Source organism: Variovorax sp. TBS-050B (assembly GCF_029893635.1).
In the GTDB taxonomy this organism is placed as follows: Bacteria; Pseudomonadota; Gammaproteobacteria; order Burkholderiales; family Burkholderiaceae_C; genus Variovorax.
Genome location: NZ_JARXYR010000002.1, coordinates 2253856 through 2280716, shown reverse-complemented (window position 1 = coordinate 2280716; position 26861 = coordinate 2253856). Strand labels below are relative to the sequence as shown.

Below are 26861 nucleotides of genomic sequence, written 5' to 3'. Positions count from 1 at the left end.
ACCTGGAGGAGCAGCGCCAATGAATCTGAGGGACCTGAGCACGCTGCAGATCGCGCTCGGCGTGTCGGTCATCGCGCACGCCGCGCTGCTGGCCGTGCGCTTCGTGGACCCCGAGTCGTTCAACCGGGTGTTCGCCGAAACGCCGCTCGAAGTGATCCTGGTCAACAGCAAGACCAACGACAAGCCCGACCCCGCCACGCGCGTGATGGCGCAGGCCTCGCTCGCGGGCGGCGGCGATCTCGAACGCGGCCGCGCCACCAGCCCGCTGCCGCCGTCGAGCTTCACGGCCGTCGGCGACTCCATGGAGGAGGCCCGCCGCCAGATGGATGCGATGCAGGCGCAGCAGATGCAGCTGATCGCGCAGCTCAAGCGCGACCTGGCCGCCATGCCCGCCCCCGATCCGCGCGCCGCGGGCGATCCGAAGGACGCCGTCGCCCGCGAGGAGAAGCGCCGCCAGCTCGTGGCGCTGCTGGCCGAGATCGAACGCCGCGTGAACGAGGAGAACGCGCGCCCCAAGAAGCGCTACCTGAGCCCCTCGACGCGCGAGGCGGCCTATGCGATCTACGTCGACACCCTGCGCCGCCGCATCGAGGTGCGCGGCACCGAGAACTTTCCCACCGCCGCCGGCCGCAAGCTCTACGGCGAGCTGAAGATGACGATCACGATCAACCACGACGGCAAGCTGCTCGACACCGTGGTCGACGAAAGCTCGGGCGACACCACGCTCGACCGCCGCGCCAAGGCCATCGTGCACAGCATCGGCAACTTCGGCAAATTCACCGATGCGATGCGCAAGCAGACCGACCAGATCGTGCTGCAGTCGCGCTTCAAGTTCACGCGCGACGAGACCATCGAGCTCTCTTCGCAATAGCCACCGCACGCGCCACGACACCGCCATGGACCTGTACTGCGTCATGGGCAATCCCGTCGAGCACAGCCGCTCGCCGCGCATCCATGCCCGTTTTGCCGAACTCTGCGGCCAGCAGATGGACTACGGCCGCCGGCTCGTGCCGGTCGGCGCCTTCGCCGAAGGCGTGGCGGCCTTCCGGCGCGAGGCCGCCGAGCGCGGCGACACGGCGCGCGGCTGCAACGTCACCGTGCCCTTCAAGTTCGACGCCGCCGCGCTCGCCGACCGCACGAGCGAACGCGCGGTGCTCGCGCAGGCGGTGAACACGCTGCGCTTCGAGGCCGACGGCCGCATCCATGCCGACAACACCGACGGCATCGGCCTCGTCAACGACATCGTGCGCAATGCGGGCGTGCCGCTCGCGGGCCGCGAACTGCTGCTGATCGGCGCGGGCGGCGCGGCCGCGGGCGTGCTCGGGCCGCTGCTCGATGCGGGCGCGTCGCGGATCGTGGTGGCCAACCGCACGATCGGCAAGGCCATGGCGCTGGTGCAGCGGCATGCGGCGCTCGCCCTGCGCCACGGCTGCACGCTCGAGGCCTGGGCGCTCGATGAAGTGCCCGGCGACTTCGACGTCGTGGTCAACGCCACCGCCTCGAGCCTCGCGGGCGATGCGGTACCGGTGCGCGCAGAGGTGCTGCGCCCCGGCGCCCTGGCCGTCGACCTGATGTACGGACCGGCCGCCGCGGGCTTCATGGCCTGGGCCGAGGCGCACGGCGCCGTCGCGCGCGACGGCCTCGGCATGCTCGTCGAGCAGGCGGCCGAGGCCTTCGAACTGTGGCGCGGCGTGCGGCCGCCGGCCGCCGAGGTGCTGGCCGAACTGCGCGCCGCGCTTTCGTGAGCGCCGCCCCGCTGCCGACATGAGGGCCCTGCTCCGACTGATCGCCTGCCTCGTCGTCGCCGGCGTGGCGCTCGAACTCTTCTTCGTCGCGCGCATCGCCGCCATGGTGGTGGTCGATCCGCAGAGCACCGCCTTCCAGCGCTCCGAAGCCTGGCAGATCGCGCTGCAGCAGGGCCGCAAGGGCGCGTGGCGCCAGGAATGGGTGCCCTATGCACAGATCAGCGACAACCTCAAGCGCGCGGTGATCGCGAGCGAGGATGCCGACTTCGTCGACCACAACGGCGTCGAATGGGAAGCCATCGAGCGCGCGCGCCAGCGCAATGCCAGGGCCGAGGAACTCGCGGCCAAGCGCGCGGCGCGGGCCATCGCGCGGGGCAAGCCGGTGAGGCCGGTGCAGCTGCGCGGCGGCTCCACCATCACGCAGCAGCTCGCGAAGAACCTGCTGCTCTCGGGCGAGCGCACGCTGCTGCGCAAGGGCCAGGAGCTGGTGCTCGCGATGACGCTGGAGCTGCTGCTCGACAAGCGGCGCATCCTCGAGATCTACCTCAACAACGTCGAATGGGGCGAAGGCGTGTTCGGTGCCGAGGCCGCGGCCCAGTACTACTTCCGCAAGCCCGCGTCGCGCCTGAGCGCCGCCGAGGCCGCGCGGCTCGCGGTGATGCTGCCGAGCCCCAAGTTCTTCGAGAAGCGCCCGGGCTCGGGCTACCTCGGCAGCCGCGCCTCGACCATCATGGCGCGGATGTCCGCGGCCGAACTGCCCTGAACGCCTGTTCGGCCGCGAGCACGGCCACGAAGCCGATCGCATAGGCCAGCACGTCCCACCCGTCCGCGGTGGCGCCGAGCACGATGCGCAGCGCCCGGTTCGGGATCTGCCATTGCCACGCCGCCGCCAGGTACTGCCCCAGCTCCACCAGCAGCCCCACCGCGAAGGCCGCGAGCGCCAGCGGCAGCACGCGTGCGCCGACGAAGGCCTTGAACAGCAGGTACACCCAGGCCACGGCCAGCACGTCGCCGAGGAAGCTGCGCACCCAGCCCCAGCGCGCCCCCACGGTGGCGAGCAGCGCGAGCACGAGGAACAGGGCCGCGGCCCCGACGAATGAATGAGGATCGAAACGCCATCGCATGGCCCGTATCATCGCGTGCATGCTGGCAAAGCTCGTGGGATGGTTGCTGTTGGGCGTGGTGCGCTTGCTCACCGGTGCCCAGGCACGCTGGTACGGCTGCCCGCCCAAGGCCGAGCAGCGCATCTACTTCGCCAACCATCAGAGCCACGCCGACCTCGTGATGATCTGGGCCGCGCTGCCCGAGGAACTGCGCAGCATCACGCGGCCGATCGCGGCGCGCGACTACTGGGCCAACACGCCGGTCAAGCGCTGGATCACGACCGAGGTGTTCAACGCGGTGTACGTGGAGCGCGCGGCCGGTGCGCCGGCCTCAGCGCCCGAGGCGCCGCCCGCGGCCGACGTCGCCGCCGCGGCGCCGGTGGCCGACGCCATGCCGCCCATCGTCGACATCACGCCCGAGATCCTCGACGAGGTGCAGGGCCGGCTCGACCTGCCCGCGCCGCCACCGCCCCCCGCCGCCGCACCGGCGCCAGCCGCGCCGCCGGCAGCCGAGCCCACCGCCGAGCCCGCACGCGACCCGCTCGCGCCGCTCGTCGAGGCACTCAGGAGCGGCGACTCGATCATCATCTTCCCCGAAGGCACGCGCGGCCACACGGGCGAGCCGCAGAAGTTCAAGTCGGGCCTTTACACGCTCGCGACGCTGTTCCCCGAGGTGGTGCTGGTGCCCGCCTGGATCGACAACGTGCAGCGCGTCATGCCCAAGGGCGAGATCGTGCCGGTGCCCATCCTGTGCTCCGTGACCTTCGGCGCGCCGATCCGCGTCGAGCCCGGCGAGGAGCGCCGCCCCTTCCTCGACCGCGCGCGCGCCGCGGTCATCGCGTTGCGCGACGTGTGAGAAGAAAAAGAAGCAGAAGAAGCCCGCGATGAACCAGTTCCTGCGCAGCCTCAGCCCGACCCAGCAGGTCGCGGCGCTCTTCCTCATCGTCTTCGGGCTGCTCGTGGTCGTGAGCACCACGGCCTTCCTGCTGAGCTTCAAGGAGCGGCGCAACCCGGTGCACGACGCCGCCTGGCAGGCCGAGCTCGCCCACTACCGCAAGCTGCTCGGCACCACCTGGTTCATGGTGGTGGTGTTCTGGATCGGCTGGGCGCTCGGCGAAACCGTGGCCACCGTGCTGTTCGCGCTCATCGCCTTCTTCGCGCTGCGCGAGTTCATCACCCTCTCGCCCACGCGGCGCGGCGACCACCGCAGCCTGATCCTCGCGTTCTTCGTGGTGCTGCCGATCCAGTTCTGGCTCGTGGCCACCGCACGCTTCGACCTGTTCACCGTGTTCATCCCGGTCTACGTCTTCCTCGCGATCCCGGTCGCGAGCGCACTGGCCGACGACCCGAGCCACTTCCTCGAGCGCAACGCCAAGCTGCAGTGGGGCATCATGGTCTGCGTCTACGGCATGAGCCACGTGCCCGCGCTGCTGCTGCTGAGCTTCCCGGGCTACGAGGGCAAGAGCGCCTTTCTCGTGTTCTTCCTGGTGTTCGTGGTGCAGACCTCGGTGCTGGTGCAGCACGTCATCTCGCGCCGCACGCAGCGCAAGCCCTTCGCGCCCCATGTGAGCCGCAGCTTCAACTGGACCAGCTGGGGCATCGGCATCGTGGTCGCGAGCCTGGTCGGCGCGCTGTTCTCGTTCATCACGCCGTTCAGGTTCGGCCAGGCGCTCGCGGTGTCCGTCATCGCGTGCATCGCGGGCTCGATGGGCCACCTCGTGATGAAGGCGCTCAAACGCGACCGCGGCATTCCCAACTGGGGCAAGAAGGGCGTGGGCGTCACGGGCGCCAACGGCCTGCTCGACCGCGTGGATGCGCTGTGCTTCGCGGCGCCGATCTTCTTTCATTCGATCCGCTGGTATTTCGACCTCTGACATGCGGATTCTCGGCATCGACCCCGGCCTTCTCACCACCGGCTTCGGCGTGGTGGATGCGGACGGCCACCAGTTGCGCTATGTCGCGAGCGGCACCATCAGCACGCGACACCTCGGCAGCGGCAACCTGCCGGCGCGGCTCAAGGTGCTGTTCGACGGCGTGGCGGAGATCGCCGCGCGCTACCAGCCCGACGCTTCCGCGGTCGAGATCATCTTCGTGAACGTCAATCCGCAGTCGACGCTGCTGCTCGGCCAAGCGCGCGGGGCCTGCGTGACCTCGCTCGTCAATGCCAACCTCAGCGTGGCCGAGTACACCGCCCTGCAGATGAAGAAGGCGGTGGCCGGCCATGGGCAGGCCGCCAAGGCGCAGGTGCAGGAAATGGTGAAGCGTCTGCTCGAACTGCCGGGCTTGCCGGGCGCCGATGCGGCCGACGCGCTGGGCATCGCGATCACGCACGCGCAGGTGGGACGTTCGGTGGCACGGCTGGCGGAGGCCGCACAGCTGTCGAAGACGCACGCGAGCGCGTACCGCCAGGGCCGCTCGAGGTAGCTACGCGACCCGCTCGGCGATCAGGACCGCGAAGAAGCCGAGCGCCGCGATCAGCGTCCACTTGAGCACGATCCAGCCGATGCGCCGGTACTTGAGCTGCCCCGTGCCCGCATAGAACACGAAGCACACGCCGGCCACCAACAGCAGAAGCAGGATGGCCCAGCGGAACAGAAGCATGGGATGCGTGCGCCGGCCTACCAGGCCCGGGCGACTTCGCCGAAGCCGCGCGGCGCGCGCTTCTCGTCCTCGAAGGTCACGACTTCGTAGGCGTCCTCGTGGGCGAGCAGCTCGCGCAGCAGCTTGTTGTTGAGCGCATGGCCCGAGCGGAAGGCCTTGTAGGCCGCGAGCAGCGGCTTGCCGATGATGTAGAGGTCGCCCATCGCGTCGAGGATCTTGTGCTTCACGAACTCGTCGTCATAGCGCAGCCCGCCCGCATTGAGCACCTTGGTGTCGTCCATCACGATCGCGTTGTCGAGCCCGCCGCCGAGCGCGAGGCCCTTGCTGCGCATGTACTCGACCTCCTTCGTGAAGCCGAAGGTACGGGCGCGTGCGATGTCGCGGCTGTAGGAACCGGTGCCGAGGTCGAACTCCACGCGCTGACCGGTGGAGTTGACCACGCGGTGGTCGAAGTCGATCTCGAAGCTCAGCTTGTAGCCGTGGTAGGGCTCGAGGCTCGCCCACTTCTCGTTGGCGCCCTCGCCTTCGCGCACCTCGACCTTGCGGGTCACGCGGATGAAGCGTCGCGGCGCCTTCTGAAGCTCGATGCCCGCGCTCTGCAGCAGGAACACGAAGGAGGAGGCCGAGCCGTCGAGGATCGGCACCTCGTCGGCCGTGATGTCGATGTAGAGGTTGTCGATGCCCAGGCCCGCGCAGGCGGACATCAGATGCTCGACCGTCTGCACCTTCGCGCCGCCGGTCGAGACGGTGGAGGCCAGCCGGGTGTCGGTCACCGCTTCGGCGGTCATGCGGATGTCGACCGGCTCGGGCAGGTCGACGCGTCGGAAGACGATGCCCGTGTCGGCCGGGGCCGGTCGCAGCGTGAGCTCCACGCGCTGGCCGCTGTGAAGCCCCACGCCCACGGCGCGGCTGATCGACTTGAGGGTTCGTTGTTGCAGCACGCCCGAGATTCTAGGCGCGCGGCGGCCAGGGCGGCCTATGCCCCTCGCTATGGCACCGATAGACATAGGTTCTATGAAACCCGCGCCGGTGGACGCAAGGGGCACGAAGCGAACGCAGTGCCCAGGGCCGGTGGACGTCCCTTTCGGGTCGCCCCCGTGCCCCTTGCGAGCCCTCGTGCCGCGAGCGTCCGGCGGGCTGCGCTCAATCCGCCTGGCGGCGCAGGAACGCGGGGATCTCGAAATCGTCCATGCCGCCCGACGACAGCGCATCGACCTTGGCCGCGGCCATGGTGCGGTTGGTGCGCCACACGCTCGGCACGGCCATGCCGTCGTAGTTGGGCTGGCCGCCGACCGCCGCGTGGCCCGTGCCGCCGAGCGTCGGCACGTTGAACGGGATGTTGTCGGTGCCGGTGCGGATCACTTCGAGCGTCGGCGCCTGGCGGCGCGCGTCGGCGCGCGAGAGGCCGGTGGCCACCACGGTCACGCGCATCTGGTCGCCCAGGCTCTCGTCGTAGGCGGCGCCGTAGATCACGTGCGCGTCGGGCGAGGCGTAGGCGCGGATGGTGTTCATCGCGAGCTTCGACTCGTTGAGCTTCAGCGAGCTCTTCGACGCCGTGACCAGCACCAGCACGCCCTTGGCGCCCGAGAGGTCGATGCCTTCGAGCAGCGGGCAGGCCACGGCCTGCTCGGCGGCGATGCGCGCGCGGTCCGGACCCGCGGCCGCGGCCGTGCCCATCATGGCCTTGCCCGGCTCGCCCATCACGGTGCGCACGTCTTCGAAGTCGACGTTCACGCCGCCGTACTCGTTGATGATTTCCGAGATGCCGCCGACCGCGTTCTTGAGCACGTCGTTGGCATGCGCGAAGGCTTCTTCCTGGGTGATGTCCTCGCCCAGCACGTCGAGCAGCTTCTCGTTCAAGACCACGATCAGCGAGTCGACGTTCGCCTCGAGCTCGGCCAGGCCGGTGTCGGCGTTGGTCATGCGGCGGCCGCCTTCCCAGTCGAAGGGCTTGGTCACCACGCCCACGGTCAGGATGCCCATTTCCTTCGCGACGCGCGCGATCACGGGTGCGGCGCCGGTGCCGGTGCCGCCGCCCATGCCGGCCGTGATGAAGAGCATGTGCGCGCCGTCGATCGCGGCGCGAATGTCGTCGACCGCGGCCTCGGCCGCGTCACGGCCCTTCTCGGGCTTGCTGCCCGCACCCAGGCCGCTCGTGCCGAGCTGGATGATCTTGTGCGCGTTGCTGCGCTGGAGCGCCTGCGCGTCGGTGTTGGCGCAGACGAACTGCACGCCCTGCACGCCGCGGTCCATCATGTGCGCGACGGCATTGCCGCCGCCGCCGCCCACACCGATCACCTTGATCTGAGTGCCTTGGTTGAATTCTTCGACTTCGATCATTTCGATGGCCATTTCTAACTCCTTGAATTTTGCAGTTGCCGTTGTGTATCTGTGAATTGACTTGTTCTGTTGTCTGACGAGATCAACGTGACCGTCGTCGTGGCGGTGGACCTGTGCGCCGCCATCGCTCGTTGAAATGCAGGGGAGGACTTCCGCGCGCGAGCCAGAGTGGGGAATGGTTCATGGTCAGAAGTTCCCCACGATGAAGTCCTTGAAACGTCCGAACGCAGTCTTTACCGATCCGTTCTTCTGCGCCACCTTGAAGCCGCGCATGCGTGCGAAGCGGGCCTCCTCGAGCAGGCCCATCACGGTGGCGGCGCGCGGCTGCGCGACCATGTCCGAGAGTGCGCTCGAATACTTGGGAATGCCGCGGCGCACCGGCTTGAGGAAGATGTCCTCGCCGAGCTCGACCATGCCGGGCATCACGGCGCTGCCGCCCGTGAGCACCACGCCCGAAGACAGCACCTCTTCGTAGCCCGACTCGCGCACCACCTGCTGCACCAGCGAGAAGATCTCCTCGATGCGCGGCTCGATCACGCCCGCGAGCGCCTGCTTGCTCAGCATGCGCGGGCCGCGGTCGCCGAGGCCGGGCACCTCGACCTGGGTGTCGGGGTCGGCCAGCAGCTGCTTGGCATAGCCGTTCTCGACCTTGATGTCCTCGGCGTCCTTGGTCGGCGTGCGCAGCGCCATCGCGATGTCGCTCGTGATCAGGTCGCCCGCGATCGGGATCACTGCCGTGTGGCGGATCGCGCCGTTGGTGAAGATCGCCACGTCCGTCGTGCCCGCGCCGATGTCGACCAGCACCACGCCGAGCTCGCGCTCGTCCTCGGTCAGCACCGCCTGGCTCGAGGCCAGCGGATTCAGCATCAGCTGGTCGACCTCGAGCCCGCAGCGGCGCACGCACTTGATGATGTTCTCGGCCGCGCTCTGCGCGCCGGTCACGATGTGCACCTTGGCCTCGAGCCGCATGCCGCTCATGCCGATCGGCTCCTTCACGTCCTGGCCGTCGATCACGAACTCCTGCGGCTCCACCAGCAGCAGGCGCTGGTCGCTCGAGATGTTGATCGCGCGCGCGGTCTCGACCACGCGCGCCACGTCGGCCGGCGTGACTTCCTTGTCCTTCACCGCCACCATGCCGCTCGAATTGATGCCGCGGATGTGGCTGCCGGTGATGCCGGTGTAGACGCGGCTGATCTTGCAGTCGGCCATCAGCTCGGCTTCCTTGAGCGCCTGCTGGATGCTCTGCACCGTGGCGTCGATGTTCACCACCACGCCGCGCTTGAGGCCGTTGCTCGGCGCCACGCCGAGGCCGGCGAGCTTCAGTTCACCGCCGGCCAGCACCTCGGCCACCACCACCATCACTTTGGCGGTGCCGATGTCGAGTCCGACAACCAGGTCTTTGTATTCTTTGGGCATTGAATGTCCTCGGTATTCGCTGTCTATTTCTTCTTGGGCTTGGCCTTGGGCTCGGCAACCACCGTGCTGACGCCGCGCAGCCGCAGCGCATAGGCATCGTTGTGGCGCAGGTCGGCCGCCTCGACGTCGGCCGGCGTGCGCTGGTACTGGGCCGCGACCTGCGTGACGGTCTTCAGGAACCGCTGCGCGCGCGCCGTGACCTCCTCGGCCTGGCCGCGGCCGAGCTCGATCTCCGCGCCGCTGTCGAGCACCGCCTTCCAGCTCCCCCGGCTCGAGAGCGTGAGCTGCTCCACGCTGAAGTCGTAGGGCTGGAACAGCGGCGCGATCACGCGGTACATGCCCAGCACCTGCCCCGCCTGCTCGACCGGCCCGTCGAGCCGCGGCAGCCGGTCGTCGACCTCGGCCACGTTGGCCTCGAACACCTCGCCGAACCCATTGATCAGCTTCGAGCCCGTCTCGTCGCCCCAGGTCGCCACCGGCACCTGCTCGGTCAGCGTCACGCGCAGCCGGTTCGGAAACTCGCGCCGCACCACGGCCTTGCGGACCCAGGGCACCGACTCGAAGGCCGCGCGCGCGCGGAACAGGTCGACGGTGAAGAAGTTGCCCGCGAGCTGCGGCGCGACGTTGGCGCGCAGCGTCACCGCGTTGTTGTGCGTCACGTCGCCGTCGACCTTGATGCCGCCGATCGGAAAGAAGGGCTGGCGCAGCACCCACCATGCGCCCGCGGCGAGCAGCATGAGGCCCACCGCCGCGAACGCGAGGTTCGAGACGATGTTCATCAGCTTGACGTCGAAGGGCACGGTGGTGCTGCTCATGCGTGTGGCCTGGGTCTCATGGCGACGGCCCGCCCGCGGCGGCATCGAGCGAGGCCGACGCCAGCACGCGCACGCACAGGTCTTCGTAGGGAATGCCCGCGGCGCGCGCCGACATCGGCACCAGCGAATGGCTGGTCATGCCCGGCGAGGTGTTCATCTCGAGCAGGAAGGGCTTGCGATCGCTCGCGCGGATCATCACGTCGGCGCGCCCCCAGCCGCGGCAGCCCAGCGTGCGGTAGGCCGCCAGCGTGATGCGGCGGATCTCCTGCTCCTCGGCCTCGGGCAGCCCGCTCGGGCAGTGGTACTTCACGTCGTCGGTGAAGTACTTGTTCTGGTAGTCGTAGGCGCCTTGGGGCGCGGCGATGCGCACCACCGGCAGCGCATGCGCGTCGAGGCCGCTGCCGAGCACGGCGCAGGTCACTTCCTCGCCTTCGATGAACTCCTCGCAGAGCACGTCGGCGTCGTACTTCGCGGAAAGCGCCACCGCATCCTGCATCTGCGAATAGCCCTCGACCTTGGTGACGCCGATCGACGAGCCCTCGCGCGGCGGCTTCACGATCAGCGGCAGGCCGAGCACGTCGGGCACCGCGCGCACCTGCTCGCGGCTCTGCTGGTCGAAGGCCAGGCGCACGTACTTCGGCGTGGGCAGGCCGTCGGCCTGCCAGATGCGCTTGGTCATGACCTTGTCCATCGCCACGCTCGAGGCCATCACGCCCGAGCCGGTGTAGGGAATGCCGAGCAGTTCGAGCGCGCCCTGCACCGTGCCGTCCTCGCCGTGCCGCCCGTGCAGCGCGATGAAGCAGCGCGCGAAGCCTTCGCGGCGGAGCTCGACCAGGTCGCGCTGCGAGGGGTCGAAGGCGTGCGCATCGACGCCGCGCGCGCGCAGCGCCTCGAGCACGCCCTGCCCGGACATGAGGGAGATGTCGCGCTCGGCGGAGCTTCCGCCGAGCAGCACGGCGACCTTGCCGAATTGCCTTGGATCCTGTTGAAGGCTCATGCTGCCTCCCCTTTGCGCGCAGCGCGCCTGGTTGATGGCGCCGGCGCCGCCGCATTGCCGATCTCGACCACCTTCGCGGGCACGGCGCCGATCGAGCCCGCGCCCATGCACAGCACCACGTCGCCGGCACGTGCGTTGTCGAGGATCGCCCGCGGCATCGCCGCGATGTCGTCGACGAACACCGGCTCCACCTTGCCCGCGACGCGCAGCGCGCGCGCCAGCGTGCGGCCGTCGGCGGCGACGATGGGCGGCTCGCCCGCGGCATAGACCTCGCCGAGCAGCACCGCGTCGGCCTTGCCGATGACCTTGACGAAATCCTCGAAGCAGTCGCGCGTGCGGGTGTAGCGGTGCGGCTGGAAGGCCAGCACCAGCCGGCGGCCCGGAAAGGCGCCGCGCGCGGCGGCGAGCGTGGCGGCCATCTCCACCGGATGGTGGCCGTAGTCGTCGATCAGCGTGAAGCTGCCTGCCGATGCGGCGCCGCCCTCGGCCGGCACCGCCACCTCGCCGTAGCTCTGGAAGCGCCGGCCCACGCCCTTGAAGTCGGCCAGGCCGCGCTGCACCGCCTCGTCGGGAATGCCGAGCTCCACGGCCACCGCGATCACCGAGAGCGCGTTGCGCACGTTGTGCTCGCCGGGCAGGTTCAGCACGATCGGCAGATCGGGCAAGGTGACGCCGTTGCGCCGCTGGGCCGTGAAGTGCATCTGGCCGCCGACCGCGCGCACGTCGACCGCGCGCACCTGCGCGTCCTCGCCGAAGCCGTAGCTCGTGACCGGGCAGGTCACCTGCGCCACGATGTCGCGCACCGCGGGGTCGTCGGTGCACAGGATCGCCACGCCGTAGAACGGCATGCGGTGCAGGAAATCGACGAAGGCCTTCTTGAGCTTCGCGAAGTCGTGCCCGTAAGTCTCCATGTGGTCGGCGTCGATGTTCGTGACCACCGCCATCACCGGCAGCAGGTTCAGGAACGAGGCGTCCGATTCGTCGGCCTCCACCACGATGTAGTCGCCGCTGCCGAGCTGCGCGTTGGCGCCGGCGCTGTTCAGGCGCCCGCCGATCACGAAGGTCGGGTCCAGCCCCGCGGCCGCCAGCACGCTCGCCACCAGGCTGGTGGTGGTCGTCTTGCCGTGCGTGCCGGCGATCGCGATGCCCTGCTTGAGCCGCATCAGTTCGGCCAGCATCAGCGCGCGCGGCACCACCGGGATGCGCTTCTCGCGCGCGGCCAGCACCTCGGGGTTGTCGCTCTGCACCGCGGTCGAGGTGACGACCGCGTCGGCGCCTTCGATGTGCGCCGCCGCATGGCCCACGAAGGTGCCGATGCCCAGGCCCGCGAGCCGGCGCAGCGTGGCGCTGTCGGCCAGGTCGGAGCCGGTGACCCGGTAGCCCAGGTTCAGCAGCACCTCGGCGATGCCGCTCATGCCCGAGCCGCCGATGCCGACGAAGTGGATGTGGCGGATCGCGTGTTTCATTTCGCGAGCTCCTCGCAAGCGCGGACGACTGCTTCGATGGCCTCGGTCTTCTGCATTGCCTTGGCGCGCCGGGCGCGTTCGATCAATTCGGTTCGTTGTGTCTTCTGTAGCAAGTCGGCCAGCAATTCAGGTGTGAGGTCGGCCTGCTGCACCAGCCAGCCGCCGCCCGCGTCGACGAGGAAGCGCGCGTTGGTGGTCTGGTGGTCGTCGACCGCCGAAGGAAAAGGCACGAACAGCGCTGCTGCGCCGACGGCCGCGATTTCTGTGACCGTGCTGGCCCCGGCGCGCGCGACGATGATGTCGGCATCGGCATAGGCCTGCGCGGTGTCCTCGATGAAGGGCGTGAGCTCGCCCTCGACGCCCGCGGCCGCATAGTTGGCGCGCAGTTCGTCGATCTGCCTGGCGCCGCTCTGGTGCACGACGCGCGGCCGGAACTCGGGCGCGATGCGCGCGAGCGCCTGGGGCACCACGGCGTTCAGTGCCTTGGCGCCGAGGCTGCCGCCGACCACCAGCAGCTTCAACGGCCCGCTGCGGCCCGCGAAGCGCGTGGCCGGATCGGGCTGCGAAAGGAAGGCCGCGCGCAGCGGGTTGCCCACCCATTGCGCGTTCTTCAGCACGTTCGGGAACGCGGTGAACACGCGGTCGGCCACGCCCGCGAGCACCTTGTTGGCGAGGCCCGCGACCGAGTTCTGTTCGTGCAGCACCAGCGGCCGGTTGAGCAGCACGCCCATCATCCCGCCCGGGAAGGTGATGTAGCCGCCCAGGCCCACCACCACGTCGGGCCTGACGCGGCGCACCACGCCGAGGCTCTGCCAGAACGCGCGCAGCAGCCGCAGCGGCAGCAGGAACAGCGTGAGCGGCCCCTTGCCGCGCACGCCGCCGAACTGCACCGGCTCGAAGGCGAAGCCGCGCGGCGGCACGAGTTTTTCTTCCATGCTGCCGGGCGCGCCGAGCCAGTGCACGCGCCAGCCGCGCTCGCGCAGCGCCTCGGCCACGGCCAGGCCGGGGAAGATGTGGCCGCCGGTCCCGCCGGCCATCACGAGTGCGGTGCGGCCCGTCATACGCGGCCTCCGCGCATCCGCGGCGCATGCGCGCCGCAGCGCTTCGCGCTGACGCGGTTGTGGCGAAACCGCGTTCTCATACGCGGCCTCCGCGCATGAGGGGCGCATGCGCGCCGCAGCGCTTCGCGCTGACGCGGTTGTGGCGAAACCGCGTTCTCATACGCGGCCTCCGCGCATGAGAACGCGGTTTTCATAATCGATCCGCAGCACCACCGCCAGCGCCACCATGTTCATCAGGATCGCCGAGCCGCCGAAGCTCATCAGCGGCAGCGTGAGGCCCTTGGTCGGCAGCGCGCCGAGGTTCACGCCCATGTTGATGAAGGCCTGGAAGCCGATCCATACGCCCACGCCCTGGGCCACGAGGCCCGAGAACACGCGGTCGAGGGCGATCGCCTGGCGGCCGATGTGCATCACGCGGCGCGTGAGCCAGAGGAAGAGGCCGATGATCAGCAGCACGCCCACCAGGCCGAACTCCTCGCCGATCACCGCGAGCAGGAAGTCGGTGTGCGCCTCGGGCAGCCAGTGCAGCTTCTCGACGCTGCCGCCCAGGCCGACGCCGAAGATCTCGCCGCGGCCGATCGCGATCAGCGAATGCGAGAGCTGGTAGCCCTTGCCGAGCGCATGCTCCTCGCTCCACGGATCGAGGTAGGCGAAGATCCGCTCGCGCCGCCACGGGCTGGTGGCGACGATGGTGCCGAAGGCCACCACCACCAGCGCCGCGATCAGGAAGAACATGCGCGCGTTCACGCCGCCGAGGAACAGGATGCCCATCGCGATCACCGCGATCACCATGAAGGCGCCCATGTCGGGCTCGGCCATCACCAGCATGCCGACCACCACCACCGCGATGCCCATCGGCAGCACGGCGCGGAAGAAGCGTTCCTTGATCTCCATCTTGCGCACCATGTAGCTGGCGGCGTAGAGCACCATCGCGAGCTTGGCGAGCTCCGAAGGCTGGAAGCGCATGAAGCCGAGCGGCAGCCAGCGCCGTGCGCCGTTCACGTTGATGCCGATGTGCGGAATCAGCACCGCCACCAGCAGCAGCAGCGAGACCACGAAGAGCCAGGGCGCGGCGCGCTCCCAGGTCTTCATCGGCACCTGGAAGGCCAGCAGCGCCGCGACGAACGCGAGCGCGACCGAGGCCGCATGGCGCGTGAGGAAGTAGGCCGGCCCGTAGCCCGCGCGCACGAAGCGCGGGTTGTCCGGCAGCGCGATGGAGGCCGAGTACACCATCACCAGGCCCCAGGTGAGCAGCGCCACCGTGACCCAGACCAGCGCCTGGTCGAAGCCGAGCACGCGCACCGGCGCCGCCTTGGTCTGCGCGATGCCGGCGCCGCCCAGCCGCACCGGTAGGTGCACGGGCAGCGCATCGATGCCGCTGCGCGCGCGCCGGAACCAGCCGGTGAAGCGGCTGGTTCTTGCGTTGGGCGTGGCGGCGGGGGCGTTCATGCGGGATCTCCCGAGGCAAAGCCGGCGTCGTTGGCGGAGTCGGACGATGCATCGTCGCGCGGGCCGTCGGCGAGCGCCTGCACCGCCTCGCGGAACACCTCGGCGCGGTGCGCATAGTCGCGGAACATGTCGAAGCTCGCGCAGGCCGGCGACAGCAGCACCGCATCGCCGGGGTTGGCGCGCCGGGCGGCCAGCTGCACGGCCTCTTCCATCGAGCCGGCCTGCATCAGCGACACGCCGGTGGATGCGAGCGCCTGCGCGATCAGCGGCGCATCGCGGCCGATCAGCACCACGGCACGCGCGTACTGGGCCACGGGCGCCGCGAGCGGTTCGAAATCCTGGCCCTTGCCTTCGCCGCCGAGGATCAGCACCACGCGCCGCTCCTCGCCGAGTCCGCTCAGGGCGGCCACGGTGGCGCCGACGTTGGTGCCCTTGCTGTCGTCGAAGTACTCGACCTCGTCGATCAGCGCGACCGGCTCCACGCGGTGCGGCTCGCCGCGGTACTCGCGCAGGCCGTAGAGCATCGGCCCGAGCGGGCAGTCGGCCGCGCTCGCGAGCGCCAGCGCCGCCAATGCGTTCAGCGCGTTGTGGCGGCCGCGGATGCGCAGCGCGTCGGCCGGCATGAGGCGCTGCACGAAGATCTCCTCCTCGACCACCGCGCCGCGCTTGCGCTTCTGCGTCTCGTCGGCCTCGAGCGCGCGCACCAGCCAGGTCATGCCGTTGACGCGCTCGATGCCGTAGTCGCCGGGGCGCTGCGGCATGCCGGCGCCGAAGGTCACGTGGGCGCGAATCTGCGGGCGCTGCAGCTTGATGCGGACCGGCGCGGGCAGCATGGCCATCACGCCCGCATCGTCGCGGTTGAGCACCAAGAGCCCCTGCGTGCCGAAGATGCGGGCCTTCGCCGCGGCGTAGGCCTGCATGTCGCCATGCCAGTCGAGATGGTCCTGCGTGAGGTTGAGCACGGTCGCGGCCGTGGGCTCGAAGCCCTGCACGCCGTCGAGCTGGAAGCTCGAGAGCTCGAGCACCCAGACCTCGGGCAGCGTTCCGGCATCGATGTGCGCGGCCAGCGTGTCGAGCAGCGTGGGACCGATGTTGCCCGCCACGGCCACGGTCTTGCCGGCACGCTCGACCAGCTGGCCGGTGAGCGCCGTGACCGTGGTCTTGCCGTTGGTGCCGGTGATCGCGAGCACCGCGGGCGCGTAGCCCTTGGGCGCAGGCGGCTCCTCGATCGGGACCAGCGGCAGCTGCGGCGTCGGTTCTTCTTCCACCGCGGCCGAGGCCGGGTTGGCGGCGGCGAGTTCGGCCAGCCTCGCGACGAAGGCCGCGGCTTCCTTCGCGGCCGTGGGCACGTAGGCCTTGCCGGCGGCGGGCGTTGCGACCGGAACGCTCAGTGCCGGATCGCGCGGCATGGCTTCGGCCATCGCGGGCGGCGGCGCTTCGGATGACGGTTCGGCGGGTTCGGCGGGAACCTCCGGGGTGTCGGTTGCCGCTGTGGGCTCGACCGGCTCGGCCGGCGGCACAACTTCGGCAGCATCGGCGGCTTCGGGCGCCTCCGGCGTTGCGGGCGCTTCGGGCACCTCGGGCGTTTCGGCAGCCGCTGCCGTCTCCGCGGGCACCGCATCGAGCACGAGCTCGGCCTGCGCCGGCGCTTCCTCGACGACCGGCGCGGCCGCGGCCGCTTCGGGCTCCGGCTCGGGCTCGGGCAGTTCCACCGTGCGCAGATCGAGCAGCGCGCGCGCGAACAGATCGAGTTCGCCGCCCACCGTCAGCCCCACGGCGCGCGCCGCGTCGAGCACCGGCGCGAGCGTGGCGGGCGAAAGCCCCGGCGAGCGGTAGACCGCGCGGATCGGCGTGCCCTCGACCAGCGCGGCCGAGAACGGCCCGCCGATGAAGGCGGCATCGGGCAGCTCGGCCTGGAGCGTCGCCAGCGCGGCGGGCGCCTCGCGCGTGTCCGCCACGGTCACGACCGCGCCGTGGCGCGCGCACCAGCGCGCCATCGCGAGCCCGGACGCGCCGAGGCCGAGGATCAGGACGGGGAGGTCTTGGAGGTGCCGCATCGTGTGTCCGCTAGCGCAGCTTCAGCGTCGAAAGGCCCACGAGGCACAGCAGCATCGTGATGATCCAGAAGCGCACCACCACCTGCGTCTCGCGCCAGCCGCTCTTCTCGAAGTGGTGGTGCAGCGGTGCCATCTTGAGCACGCGCCGGCCCTCGCCGAAGCGCTTCTTGGTGTACTTGAAATAGGTGACCTGCGCCATCACCGAGATCGCCTCGACCACGAAGATGCCGCCCATCACGAAGAACACGATCTCCTGGCGCACGATCACCGCGATGGTGCCGAGCGCGCCGCCGAGCGCCAGCGCGCCCACGTCACCCATGAACACCTGCGCCGGATGGGTGTTGAACCAGAGGAAGGCCAGGCCCGCGCCGGCCATCGCCGAGCAGAACACCAGCAGCTCGCCCGAGCCCGGGATGTTGGGGAACAGCAGGTACTTGGAGTACACCGCGCTGCCCGTGACGTAGGCGAACACCCCCAGCGCAGAGCCCACCATCACCACCGGCATGATCGCCAGCCCGTCGAGGCCGTCGGTCAGGTTGACCGCGTTGCTCGCGCCCACTATCACCAGGTAGGTCAGGATCACGAAGCCGATGCCGCCGAGCGGATAGCTCACTTCCTTGAAGAAGGGCACGAGCAGGTTGATCTTGGGCGGAAAGTCGAGGTCGAAGCCCGACTGCACCCAGGCGAAGAACAGCTGCAGCACGCGCCAGTTCGAGCTTTCCGAGATGCTGAACAGCAGGTAGAAACCGGCGATCAGGCCGACCACCGACTGCCAGAAGTACTTCTCGCGCGAACGCATGCCTTCGGGGTCCTTGCGCACCACCTTGCGCCAGTCGTCGACCCAGCCGATGGCGCCGAAGCCCATGGTCACCCAGAGCACGATCCAGACGAAGCGGTTGGAAAGATCGAACCACAGCAGCGTGGCGAAGGCGATCGCGAACAGCACCAGCACGCCGCCCATGGTGGGCGTGCCGCTCTTGGTCAGGTGCGTCTCCATGCCGTAGCCGCGCACCGGCTGGCCGATCTTGAGCGCGGCGAGGCGCCGGATCACGTACGGGCCGGCGACGAGGCCGACCACGAGCGCGGTCAGCGCGGCCATCAGCGCGCGGAACGTGAGGTACTGGAAGACGCGCAGGAATCCGAATTCCGGCGAGAGTGTCTGCAGCCATTGGGCCAGGCTCATCAGCATCGGGTGTCGCCAGGTGCATGCGTCATGACCGGCCTCCTTGTGTCGTTGTCGTCTTGTCGGCGCCAGCCGGCGATGCCGCGGCAGCCTGTTGTTGTTCGATCGCCTGCACCACGCGCTCCATCTTCATGAAGCGCGATCCCTTGACCAGCACGCTCGCGACCTGCGGCAGCCGGGCGAGCACGGCGGCGTTGAGCGCGTCGATGTCGCCGAAGTGCCGCCCCGCGTCGCCGCCCTGGAACGCAGCGATGCTGTGCGCGCTCTCGGCGCCGAGCGCATGCACGGCCTCGATGCCGCGCTGTCGCGCCCAGTCGCCGATCTCGGCGTGAAACTCGGCCGCGCGGTCGCCGACCTCGCCCATGTCGCCGAGCACCAGCAGGCGCGGTCCGGGCAGGGCCGCGAGCACGTCGATGGCGGCGCGCACGGAATCGGGGTTGGCGTTGTAGCTGTCGTCCACCAGCGTGAGCGAATGGCCGCCGGGCAGCGAGACCGCGCTCGCCCGCGAACGGCCCTTCACCGGCTCGAAGGCCGAGAGGCCGGCGGCGATGGCGTCGAGCGGCACGCCGCCCGCGAGCGCGCAGGCCGTGGCGGCGAGCGCATTCACCACGTTGTGCCGGCCCGCGATGTGCAGCCGCGCATCGAACGCGCCGAGCGGCGTGCGGATGCGGACCTGCCAGCCGCCCTGGCGCCACTCGGCGCTCGCGAGCGAGACGTCGGCATCCTGCGCCTCGCCGAAGTTCATGCAGCGGCGCATCGCGCCGTCGTGCGCCAGGTCGGTCCAGAGGTCGGCGAAGGCGTCGGCATGCGGGAACACCGCGGTGCCGTCGGCCGGGAGCGCCGCGAACACGGCGCCGTTCTCGCGCGCCACCGCCTCGACGGTGGCCATGAATTCGAGGTGTTCGCGCTGGGCGTTGTTGACCAGCGCGATGGTCGGCCGGGCGATGGCCGCGAGGCGGGCGATCTCGCCCGGATGGTTCATGCCGAGCTCGACCACCGCATGCTGGTGCGCCGCGCGCAGGCGCAGCAGCGTGAGCGGCACGCCGATCTCGTTGTTGAAGTTGCCGGCGGTCGCGAGCGCACGCTCGCCGCGGTGCGCGACCAGGATGGCCGCGATCATCTGCGTGACCGTGGTCTTGCCGTTGCTGCCCGTGACCGCGATGAGCGGCAGCTCGAACTGCGCGCGCCAGCCGGCCGCGAGCGCGCCGAGCGCGGCCAGCGTGTCGGGCACTTCGAGGCCCGCGAGGCCCGCGGCTTCGAGCCCCTGGTGCGCGATGGCCGCGACAGCGCCACGCGCCCTCGCGTCGGCGAGGAATTCGTTGGCGTCGAAGCGCTCGCCCTTGAGCGCCACGAACAGGTCGCCCGCGGCGAGCGTGCGGGTGTCGGTGTGCACGCGCGCGACGACGGTGGCGCCGTCGCCCACGAGGCGCGCGCCCGGGATCCACTGCTGCGCCTGGGCCAGCGTGAGCATGAGCGGGGTCGCGGCGCTCATGCCCCACCTCGCTGCGTGAGCGCGTCCAGCGCATGGGTGCGGTCGGCGAACGGGATGCGCCGGCCCGCGATTTCCTGCCAGGCCTCGTGGCCCTTGCCGGCGATGAGCACCACGTCCGCGGGCGCGGCCTGCGCGATGGCATCGGCGATCGCGGCCGCGCGGTCGGGCTGCACCTGCGCGGCCTCGGGGCGCGAGAGGCCGCGCAGCATCTGGCTGATGATCGCGTCGGGGTTCTCGCTGCGCGGGTTGTCGCTGGTCATGACCACGCGGTCGGCCTGGCGTTCGGCCACGGCCGCCATCATCGGCCGCTTGATCGGATCGCGGTCGCCGCCGCAGCCGAACACGCACCAGAGCGCGCCGCCGCGCTGCTGGGCGAGCGGGCGCAGGCCGGCCAGCGCCTTGTCGAGCGCGTCGGGCGTGTGGGCGTAGTCGACCACGGCCAGCGGCGCATGCGCGCCCACGCCGACCCGCTCCATGCGCCCCGGCACGCTGGTGAGCGCCGCGCAGGCGGCCACCGCCTGCGCGAGCGGCAGGCCGAGCGCGCGCAAGGCGCCGATCACGCCCAGCAGGTTGGCGACGTTGTACTGCCCGATCAGGCCGGTCGCGAGGCGCTCGGCCGCCGCGCCGCCCTGCTCGGCCACCGAGAACTGCAGGCCCTGGGCGTCGTAGCCGACGTCGCGCGCCATCAGCCGCGCGGGCGCGCCCGCGGCCGAGACGGTCCAGACGTCGAGCGCGCCGATGCCCGCCTCGATCAGGTTCGCGCACAGGCTGGCGCCGTGCACGTCGTCGATGTTGATCACGGCGGCGCGCAGCCCGGGCCAGCGGAACAGCTCGGCCTTGGCTTCCCAGTAGGCCTCCATGCTGCCGTGGTAGTCGAGGTGGTCCTGCGTGAAATTGGTGAACACCGCCACCGCGATGCGCGCGCCGTCGAGGCGGCGCTCGGCGATGCCGATCGAGGAGGCCTCGATGGCGCAGGCGGCGAAGCCGCGCTCGGCGAGCGCGCGGAGTTCGCGCTGCATCATCACCGGGTCGGGCGTGGTGAGGCCGGTGTACTGTAGTGCGGGCGGCACGCCGATGCCGAGCGTGCCCATCACGGCGCACGGCTTGCCCAGCGCGCCCAGCGATTCGGCCAGCCACCATGCGGTGGAGGTCTTGCCGTTGGTGCCCGTCACCGCCAGCAGGTCGAGCGCGGCCGAGGGGTCGTCGTAGAAGGCCGCGGCGATCGGACCGGTGGCGGCCTTGAGGCCCGGGTAGCTCGCGATGCGCTCGCCGAACGCAGCGCCGTCGTCGAAGCCGAAGGCCTCCACGCCCTCGTGCTCGACCAGGCAGGCCGCGGCGCCCTGCGCGAGCGCCGCCGCCACGTGCTTGCGGCCGTCGGTGGCGGCACCCGGCCAGGCGATGAAGCCGTCGCCCGCGCCCACCGGCCGGCTGTCGGCATGCAGCGCGCCCTGCACGCGCTCCTTGAGCCATTGCGCGGCGAGTCGGGGGGATGTGAGTGTCAGCATGCTCAGAAGCTCTCGTCGACGCCTTGCGTCACGACCAGCGGCTTGACCGCGAGGTCGGGCGGAACGTTCATCATGCGCAGGGTCTGCTGCACGACCTCGCTGAAAACGGGCGCGGCGGCCAGGCCGCCGAAGTACTGGCCGTCGCTCGGCTCGTCGATCATCACGCCGACGATGATCCGCGGCTTGTCGATCGGCGCCATGCCGGTGAACCAGGCGCGGTACTTGTTGCTCGCATAGCCCTTGCCGACCTGCTTGTGCGCGGTGCCCGACTTGCCGCCGACCGAATAGCCGATGGTCTGCGCGCGCGTGCCGGTGCCGCCCGGCCCGGCGGCCATCTGCAGCATCTTGCGCACCGCCTGCGCATTGGAAGGCGAGAACACCCGCACGCCGACCGGCGGCTCGGAGCCCTTGAGGATGGTGACGGGAATGATGGACCCGTCGTGCGCGAAGGCCGTGTACGAATGCGTCATCTGAAACAGCGACGCCGACAGGCCGTAGCCGTAGGCCATGGTGGCCTGCTCGACGGGCTTCCAGGTCTTCCACGGACGCAGCCGGCCGCTCACCGCGCCCGGGAACTGGATCTGCGGCTTCTGGCCGTAGCCGAGCGCGGTGTAGGTGTCCCACATCTCGTGCGGCGACATCTTCTGCGCGATCTTGAGCGCGCCCACGTTGCTCGACTTCTGGATCACGCCCTCGACCGTGAGCGTGCCGTAGTTGTGCGTGTCGCTGATGGTGAAGCCGCCGATCTGGTAGCGGCCCGGGCCGGTCTCGATCAGCGTCGAGGGCTTGATGCGGCCGGCCTCGAGCGCCATCGCGACCGTGATCGGCTTCATCGTGGAGCCGGGCTCGAAGGTGTCGGTGAGCGCGCGGTTGCGCAGCTGCTCGCCGGTGAGGTTCTGCCGTTTGTCGGGCACGTAGCTCGGGTAGTTGGCCAGCGCCAGCACCTCGCCGGTGACGGCGTCGAGCACCACCACGCTGCCGGCCTTGGCCTTGCGCGCGGTCACGGCGTCGCGCAGCTTCTGGTAGGCGAAGAACTGCACCTTGCTGTCGACGCTGAGCTGGATGTCCTTGCCGTCCACCGGCGGCACCTGCTCGCCCACGCCCTCGACCACGCGGCCGAGCCGGTCCTTGATGACGCGGCGCGAGCCGGCCTTGCCGGCGAGGTCCTTGTTGAAGGCGAGCTCGATGCCTTCCTGGCCGTTGTCCTCGACGTTGGTGAAGCCCACCACGTGCGCCGCGGCCTCGCCCTCGGGGTACTGGCGCTTGTATTCCTTGCGCTGGTAGAGGCCCTTGATGTTCAGCGCGGCGATCTGCTTGGCGATCGGCTCGTCGACCTGGCGCTTGACCCAGACGAAGGTCTTGTCCTCGTCCTCGAGCTTCTTGTCGAAGTCCTTCTGCGACATCTCGAGCAGCTTGGCCACCTGCTTGAGCTTGGCGCGCACCTCGGGATCGTCGCGCTCGATGTCCTCCGGGATCGCCCAGATGCTCGGCGCCACCACGCTCGAGGCGAGGATCAGGCCGTTGCGGTCGAGGATGCGGCCGCGGTTGGCCGGCAGCTCGAGCGTGCGCGCGAAGCGCACCTCGCCCTGGCGCAGGAAGAAGCTGTTGTTGAAGACCTGCACGTACGCCGCCCGGCCCGCCAGCACGACGAAGCCGAAGGCGATGCCCGCGACGATGAACTTGCTGCGCCAGACCGGCGTCTTGCTCGCGAGCAGCGGGCTGGTGGTGTAGCGGACGCTGCGCCGGCTCATCGCTGCCCCCTGGCCGGCGGCTTGGGTTCGGGCGGCGGCGCCACCACGGCCGGGATCACGGTGCCGTCCGGCCGCACGTACTGCGTGATCGCCGGCGAGGTGGTGCGCATCTGGAGCTGTTCCTTCGCGAGCTTCTCCACGCGCAGCGGCGTGGCCTGCGCGCGCTTCTCCACCTGCAGGCGGTCGTGGTCGAGCTCGAGACGGCGGGCCTCCTGCTGGGCGCGGTCGAGCTCGGTGTAGAGCTGGCGCGAGCGGTACTGCGTCTGCACGAGATAGAGCGCGGAGGCGATCACCGCGAGCAGCAGGAGCAGGTTGAGGCGGGCCATGCTCAGTGCTCCGCGGTGCGCTCGGCCACGCGCAGGATCGCGCTGCGCGAGCGCGGGTTGCCGGCCACCTCTTCGGCCGAGGGCTTGATCCGCTCGAGCGCGCGCAGCTTCATGGCCTTGGGCGCCGCGAACGGCGCGCGGCGGTCGTAGACCTCCTTCGAATGCTTCGCGATGAACTGCTTCACGATGCGGTCTTCGAGGGAATGGAAGCTGATCACCGCGAGGCGGCCGCCGGGCTGCAGCACCGAGAGGCTCGCCTCTAGCGCCTGTTGCAGCTCTTCAAGCTCGGCGTTGATGAAAATCCGAAAAGCCTGAAATGTGCGCGTTGCAGGGTTCTGGCCCGGCTCGCGGGTTTTGACCGTGCCAGCCACGAGCTCGGCCAGTTCGGTGGTGGTTGAAATTGCGCCCCGTTCTTGTCTGCGAGCAACAATCGCCTTTGCAATCTGAACAGCAAACCGTTCTTCGCCATAGTCACGGATCACCTCTGCAATCTGCTGAAGTTCGGCCGTTGCCAGCCACTCGGCCACACTCTCCCCGCGCGTGGTGTCCATGCGCATGTCGAGCGGGCCGTCGAAACGAAAACTGAAACCGCGCACCGGGTTGTCGATCTGGGGCGAACTCACGCCCAGGTCCATCAGCACGCCCGCGACGCTGGCCTCGGGCAGTTCGCCCAGGGCGCGGAAACCCTGGTGCCGGATGGAAAAACGCGCATCCGAGATGCGCGCTGCTTCGGCCACCGCTTCCGCATCCTTGTCGAATGCGATCAGCCTGCCTTCCGGTGCAAGCCGCGCGAGGATCGCGCGCGCATGCCCTCCGCGCCCGAAGGTCGCATCCACGAAGGTGCCGGCGGCCGCCGTGCTGCCCGAAAGAAGGGCTTCCACCGCTTCGTCCAGCAAGACGGTCGTATGAGTCCACGGGGTGTTCACGGGAGCCCTCAGAACGCGAAGTCCTGGAACACGTCGGGCATCTCGCCCTGGGTGGCCTCGGCCTCCTTGGCCTCGTAGGTCGCCTTGTCCCAGAGCTCGAAGTGGTTGCCCATGCCCAGCAGCAGCGTTTCGCGCGTGATGCCGGTGGCGGCACGCAGCTCGGGCGACACGAGGATGCGGCCGGTGCCGTCCATCTCGACGTCCATCGCGTTGCCGAGGAAAACGCGCTTCCACCACTGTGCCGACATCGGCAGTGCGGCGATGCGCTCGCGGAACTTCTCCCATTCGGGACGGGGGAACACCATCAGGCAGCCGTGCGGATGCTTGGTGACCGTGAGCTGGCCGTTCGCCGTCGCGCTCAGGACGTCACGATGCCGGGTCGGCACGGAGAGCCGCCCCTTGGCATCGAGACTGAGCGATGAAGCGCCTTGAAACACGACCAGAAACCCCTGTTTGGGAGTGCTGCGGCACCTGAAAGAGGCACCACCCGCACTTTTTCCCACTTAAATGCACTTTTTTGCACTGTAGCAGGAAACACTTCGCACGCAACGGGGCTCGAGAGGTATTTTTTGTAATGGAATCAACGACTTAGCGCCGATTTCCAAACCTGGAAACCGGCGAATTTCGTTGAGAATTAAGCACTTAGCTCACGCAATGAATGTGATGCGTGAAGCGCGGCCCCGTTACAGGGGGCCGCAAGCAGCTTCAGAGGATGAAGCGCGAGAGGTCTTCGTCGTGGCTCAGCGCAGCGAGGCGCTCGTCGACGTAGGCGGCATCGATGCGGACGGTCTGGCCTTCGATGCGGGCAGCGTCGAAGCTTACCTCATCGAGCAGGCGCTCCATCACGGTCGACAGGCGGCGCGCACCGATGTTCTCGGTGCGCTCGTTGACCTCGAAGGCGATGGTCGCGAGCCGGGTCACGCCCTCGGGCGTGAAGTCCAGCGTCACGCCTTCGGTGGCGAGCAGCGCCTGGTACTGCTTCACGAGCGACGCGCGCGTCTGCGTGAGGATGCTCTCGAAGTCGGCCACCGAGAGCGACTGCAGCTCGACGCGGATGGGGAAGCGGCCCTGCAGCTCCGGGATCAGGTCGCTCGGCTTGCTCAGGTGGAAGGCGCCGCTCGCGATGAACAGCATGTGGTCCGTGCGCACCACGCCGTACTTGGTGGTGACCGCCGTGCCCTCGACCAGCGGCAGCAGGTCGCGCTGCACGCCCTGGCGCGAGACGTCGGAGCCCTGGGCCTCGCTGCGCGTCGCGACCTTGTCGATCTCGTCGATGAAGACGATGCCGTTCTGCTCGGCATTGGCGATCGCCTGCGCGCGGATCTCGTCCTCGTTGACGAGCTTGGCCGCTTCCTCGTCGATCAGGAGGCGCATCGCCTCGGCGATCTTGAGCTTGCGCGTCTTGCGCTTGCCGCCGCCGAGCTGGCCGAACATGCCGCGCAGCTGCTCGGTCATTTCCTCCATGCCCGCGGGGCCCATGATCTCGAGCGGCGCACGCGTCTCGGCGAGGTCGATCTCGATCTCCTTGTCGTCGAGCTGGTGCTCGCGCAGCTTCTTGCGGAAGGCCTGCCGGGTGGGGTTGGGGCCGTCGAGCGCGGGCTGCGTGCCGTCGCCGCCGCGCGCGGGCGGCAGCAGCACGTCGAGGATGCGCTCCTCGGCCGCGTCCTCGGCCCGCGCGCGCACCTTGGCGCTCTCGGCTTCGCGCGTCTGCTTGACGGCGATCTCGGCGAGGTCGCGCACGATCGAATCGACGTCCTTGCCGACGTAGCCCACCTCGGTGAACTTGGTGGCCTCGACCTTGATGAAGGGCGCGTCGGCGAGCCGCGCGAGGCGGCGCGCGATCTCGGTCTTGCCCACGCCCGTGGGGCCGATCATGAGGATGTTCTTCGGCGTGATCTCGGTGCGCAGCTTCTCCTCGACCTGCTGGCGGCGCCAGCGGTTGCGCAGCGCGATCGCCACGGCGCGCTTCGCGGCCGGCTGGCCGACGATGTGGTTGTCGAGCTCGGAGACGATCTCCTGGGGGGTCATGGACATGGTCAGAGCGCTTCCACGGTGTGGTTCATGTTCGTGTAAATGCAGATTTCTCCGGCGATCGCGAGCGATCTGCGCACGATCTGCTCGGCCGTGAGCTCGGTGTTCTCGATCAGCGCCTTGGCCGCCGACTGCGCGTAGGCGCCGCCCGAGCCGATGGCGATCACGCCGTCCTCGGGCTCCAGCACGTCGCCGTTGCCGGTGATGATGAGCGAGGTGGTGGCGTCGGCCACGGCGAGCATGGCTTCGAGCTTGCGCAGCACGCGGTCGGTGCGCCAGTCCTTGGTGAGCTCGACCGCGGCGCGGGTCAGGTGTCCCTGGTGTTTTTCGAGCTTGGCCTCGAAGCGCTCGAAGAGCGTGAAGGCGTCGGCCGTGGCGCCGGCAAAGCCGGCGAGCACCTTGCCGTGGTAGAGCCGCCGCACCTTGCGCGCGGTGCCCTTGATGACGATGTTGCCGAGTGTGACCTGCCCGTCCCCGCCGATGGCGACCTGGTCGCCCTGGGGGGTCTTGCGGCGCACGCTCACGATGGTGGTGCCGTGAAACTGTTCCATCGAAGCCATCTGGGGACGGGGCGACCCAATGCAACCCCCGGGCGGC

26 protein-coding genes are annotated in these 26861 nt (G+C 69.7%); 6 read left to right on the top strand and 20 right to left on the bottom strand.

The genetic code is table 11. From position 1 onward, the window contains the following. Positions 1–19: 19 nt before the first annotated feature. The 3 genes from M2165_RS13660 to mtgA are packed head-to-tail and all read left to right on the top strand — an operon-like array spanning position 20 to position 2508. Complete coding sequence (locus M2165_RS13660) at positions 20–871, top strand: energy transducer TonB (protein ID WP_280815154.1); 852 nt, start codon at positions 20–22, stop codon at positions 869–871. Between the two features lie 25 nt (positions 872–896). Then, positions 897–1745, top strand: a complete 849-nt coding sequence (gene aroE / locus M2165_RS13655) for a shikimate dehydrogenase (RefSeq protein ID WP_280815153.1) — start codon at positions 897–899, stop codon at positions 1743–1745. A gap of 19 nt (positions 1746–1764) precedes the next feature. Further along, positions 1765–2508 (top strand): monofunctional biosynthetic peptidoglycan transglycosylase, encoded by a 744-nt coding sequence (gene mtgA, locus M2165_RS13650; RefSeq protein WP_280815152.1) that lies wholly within the window; start codon positions 1765–1767, stop codon positions 2506–2508. On the opposite strand, the gene M2165_RS13645 is transcribed toward mtgA, so the two are convergent. Then, positions 2474–2881 (bottom strand): DUF2809 domain-containing protein, encoded by a 408-nt coding sequence (locus M2165_RS13645; protein WP_280817534.1) that lies wholly within the window; start codon positions 2879–2881, stop codon positions 2474–2476. The two genes, mtgA and M2165_RS13645, sit on opposite strands and share 35 nt — an antisense overlap. 7 nt (positions 2882–2888) lie before the next feature. Here M2165_RS13645 and M2165_RS13640 point away from each other — a divergent pair, with 7 nt between their 5' ends. Genes M2165_RS13640 through ruvC form a run of 3 tightly spaced genes read left to right on the top strand, consistent with a single transcriptional unit; the run spans position 2889 to position 5272 of the window. Beyond that, the gene (locus M2165_RS13640; RefSeq protein ID WP_280817533.1) at positions 2889–3704 is read left to right on the top strand and encodes a lysophospholipid acyltransferase family protein; all 816 of its coding nucleotides are present in this window, start codon (positions 2889–2891) and stop codon (positions 3702–3704) included. A gap of 28 nt (positions 3705–3732) precedes the next feature. Continuing rightward, complete coding sequence (locus M2165_RS13635) at positions 3733–4722, top strand: phosphatidate cytidylyltransferase (protein ID WP_280815151.1); 990 nt, start codon at positions 3733–3735, stop codon at positions 4720–4722. Position 4723: 1 nt separating this feature from the next. Further along, positions 4724–5272 carry a crossover junction endodeoxyribonuclease RuvC gene (ruvC, locus tag M2165_RS13630; RefSeq protein WP_280815150.1) on the top strand — a complete coding sequence of 183 codons (549 nt, stop codon included), beginning with the start codon at positions 4724–4726 and terminating at the stop codon, positions 5270–5272. Here the strand turns inward: ruvC and M2165_RS13625 are convergent, their stop codons facing one another. The 19 genes from M2165_RS13625 to hslV form a co-directional block, all read right to left on the bottom strand. Then, positions 5273–5449, bottom strand: a complete 177-nt coding sequence (locus M2165_RS13625; RefSeq protein WP_280815149.1) for a hypothetical protein — start codon at positions 5447–5449, stop codon at positions 5273–5275. It lies immediately after the preceding gene. A gap of 17 nt (positions 5450–5466) precedes the next feature. Next, positions 5467–6390, bottom strand: coding sequence for a UDP-3-O-acyl-N-acetylglucosamine deacetylase (gene lpxC, locus M2165_RS13620; protein ID WP_280815148.1), 924 nt, complete (start codon positions 6388–6390; stop codon positions 5467–5469). Between the two features lie 202 nt (positions 6391–6592). Then, positions 6593–7801, bottom strand: coding sequence for a cell division protein FtsZ (gene ftsZ / locus M2165_RS13615; protein ID WP_280815147.1), 1209 nt, complete (start codon positions 7799–7801; stop codon positions 6593–6595). Positions 7802–7975: 174 nt separating this feature from the next. Continuing rightward, positions 7976–9205: a cell division protein FtsA gene (ftsA, locus tag M2165_RS13610; protein ID WP_280815146.1), complete on the bottom strand. Its 1230-nt coding sequence runs from the start codon at positions 9203–9205 to the stop codon at positions 7976–7978. Positions 9206–9228: 23 nt separating this feature from the next. Then, a complete protein-coding gene (locus tag M2165_RS13605) occupies positions 9229–10020 on the bottom strand; it encodes a cell division protein FtsQ/DivIB (RefSeq protein WP_280815145.1) in 792 nt (263 codons plus the stop codon). A 16-nt stretch (positions 10021–10036) separates the two neighbouring features. Beyond that, entirely contained in the window at positions 10037–11017 is a 981-nt protein-coding gene (locus tag M2165_RS13600; protein ID WP_280815144.1) for a D-alanine--D-alanine ligase, read from the bottom strand. After that, positions 11014–12483: a UDP-N-acetylmuramate--L-alanine ligase gene (gene murC / locus M2165_RS13595; protein WP_280815143.1), complete on the bottom strand. Its 1470-nt coding sequence runs from the start codon at positions 12481–12483 to the stop codon at positions 11014–11016. Before murC ends, M2165_RS13600 begins: the two co-directional genes overlap by 4 nt. Further along, positions 12480–13544 carry an undecaprenyldiphospho-muramoylpentapeptide beta-N-acetylglucosaminyltransferase gene (gene murG / locus M2165_RS13590; RefSeq protein ID WP_280815142.1) on the bottom strand — a complete coding sequence of 355 codons (1065 nt, stop codon included), beginning with the start codon at positions 13542–13544 and terminating at the stop codon, positions 12480–12482. Before murG ends, murC begins: the two co-directional genes overlap by 4 nt. Before the next feature lie 156 nt (positions 13545–13700). Beyond that, positions 13701–14993: a putative lipid II flippase FtsW gene (gene ftsW, locus M2165_RS13585; protein ID WP_280815141.1), complete on the bottom strand. Its 1293-nt coding sequence runs from the start codon at positions 14991–14993 to the stop codon at positions 13701–13703. Next, the gene (gene murD / locus M2165_RS13580; RefSeq protein WP_280815140.1) at positions 14990–17050 is read right to left on the bottom strand and encodes a UDP-N-acetylmuramoyl-L-alanine--D-glutamate ligase; all 2061 of its coding nucleotides are present in this window, start codon (positions 17048–17050) and stop codon (positions 14990–14992) included. The genes ftsW and murD overlap by 4 nt, the downstream gene beginning before the upstream one ends. Before the next feature lie 10 nt (positions 17051–17060). Beyond that, positions 17061–18239 (bottom strand): phospho-N-acetylmuramoyl-pentapeptide-transferase, encoded by a 1179-nt coding sequence (gene mraY / locus M2165_RS13575; RefSeq protein ID WP_280815139.1) that lies wholly within the window; start codon positions 18237–18239, stop codon positions 17061–17063. A 22-nt stretch (positions 18240–18261) separates the two neighbouring features. Next, complete coding sequence (gene murF, locus M2165_RS13570; protein ID WP_280815138.1) at positions 18262–19725, bottom strand: UDP-N-acetylmuramoyl-tripeptide--D-alanyl-D-alanine ligase; 1464 nt, start codon at positions 19723–19725, stop codon at positions 18262–18264. After that, on the bottom strand, positions 19722–21230 hold the full coding sequence (locus M2165_RS13565) for a UDP-N-acetylmuramoyl-L-alanyl-D-glutamate--2,6-diaminopimelate ligase (protein ID WP_280815137.1): 1509 nt from the start codon (positions 21228–21230) through the stop codon (positions 19722–19724). The genes murF and M2165_RS13565 overlap by 4 nt, the downstream gene beginning before the upstream one ends. Before the next feature lie 2 nt (positions 21231–21232). Continuing rightward, a complete protein-coding gene (locus M2165_RS13560) occupies positions 21233–22981 on the bottom strand; it encodes a penicillin-binding protein 2 (protein ID WP_280815136.1) in 1749 nt (582 codons plus the stop codon). Beyond that, positions 22978–23307, bottom strand: a complete 330-nt coding sequence (gene ftsL / locus M2165_RS13555; protein ID WP_280815135.1) for a cell division protein FtsL — start codon at positions 23305–23307, stop codon at positions 22978–22980. The genes M2165_RS13560 and ftsL overlap by 4 nt, the downstream gene beginning before the upstream one ends. A 2-nt stretch (positions 23308–23309) precedes the next feature. Then, positions 23310–24233 (bottom strand): 16S rRNA (cytosine(1402)-N(4))-methyltransferase RsmH, encoded by a 924-nt coding sequence (gene rsmH, locus M2165_RS13550; RefSeq protein ID WP_280815134.1) that lies wholly within the window; start codon positions 24231–24233, stop codon positions 23310–23312. 8 nt (positions 24234–24241) lie between these two features. Further along, positions 24242–24670, bottom strand: coding sequence for a division/cell wall cluster transcriptional repressor MraZ (gene mraZ / locus M2165_RS13545; RefSeq protein WP_280815133.1), 429 nt, complete (start codon positions 24668–24670; stop codon positions 24242–24244). Positions 24671–24938: 268 nt separating this feature from the next. Further along, positions 24939–26267: an ATP-dependent protease ATPase subunit HslU gene (hslU, locus tag M2165_RS13540; RefSeq protein WP_280815132.1), complete on the bottom strand. Its 1329-nt coding sequence runs from the start codon at positions 26265–26267 to the stop codon at positions 24939–24941. Positions 26268–26269: 2 nt separating this feature from the next. Next, on the bottom strand, positions 26270–26815 hold the full coding sequence (gene hslV, locus M2165_RS13535; RefSeq protein ID WP_280815131.1) for an ATP-dependent protease subunit HslV: 546 nt from the start codon (positions 26813–26815) through the stop codon (positions 26270–26272). Positions 26816–26861: the final 46 nt, after the last annotated feature.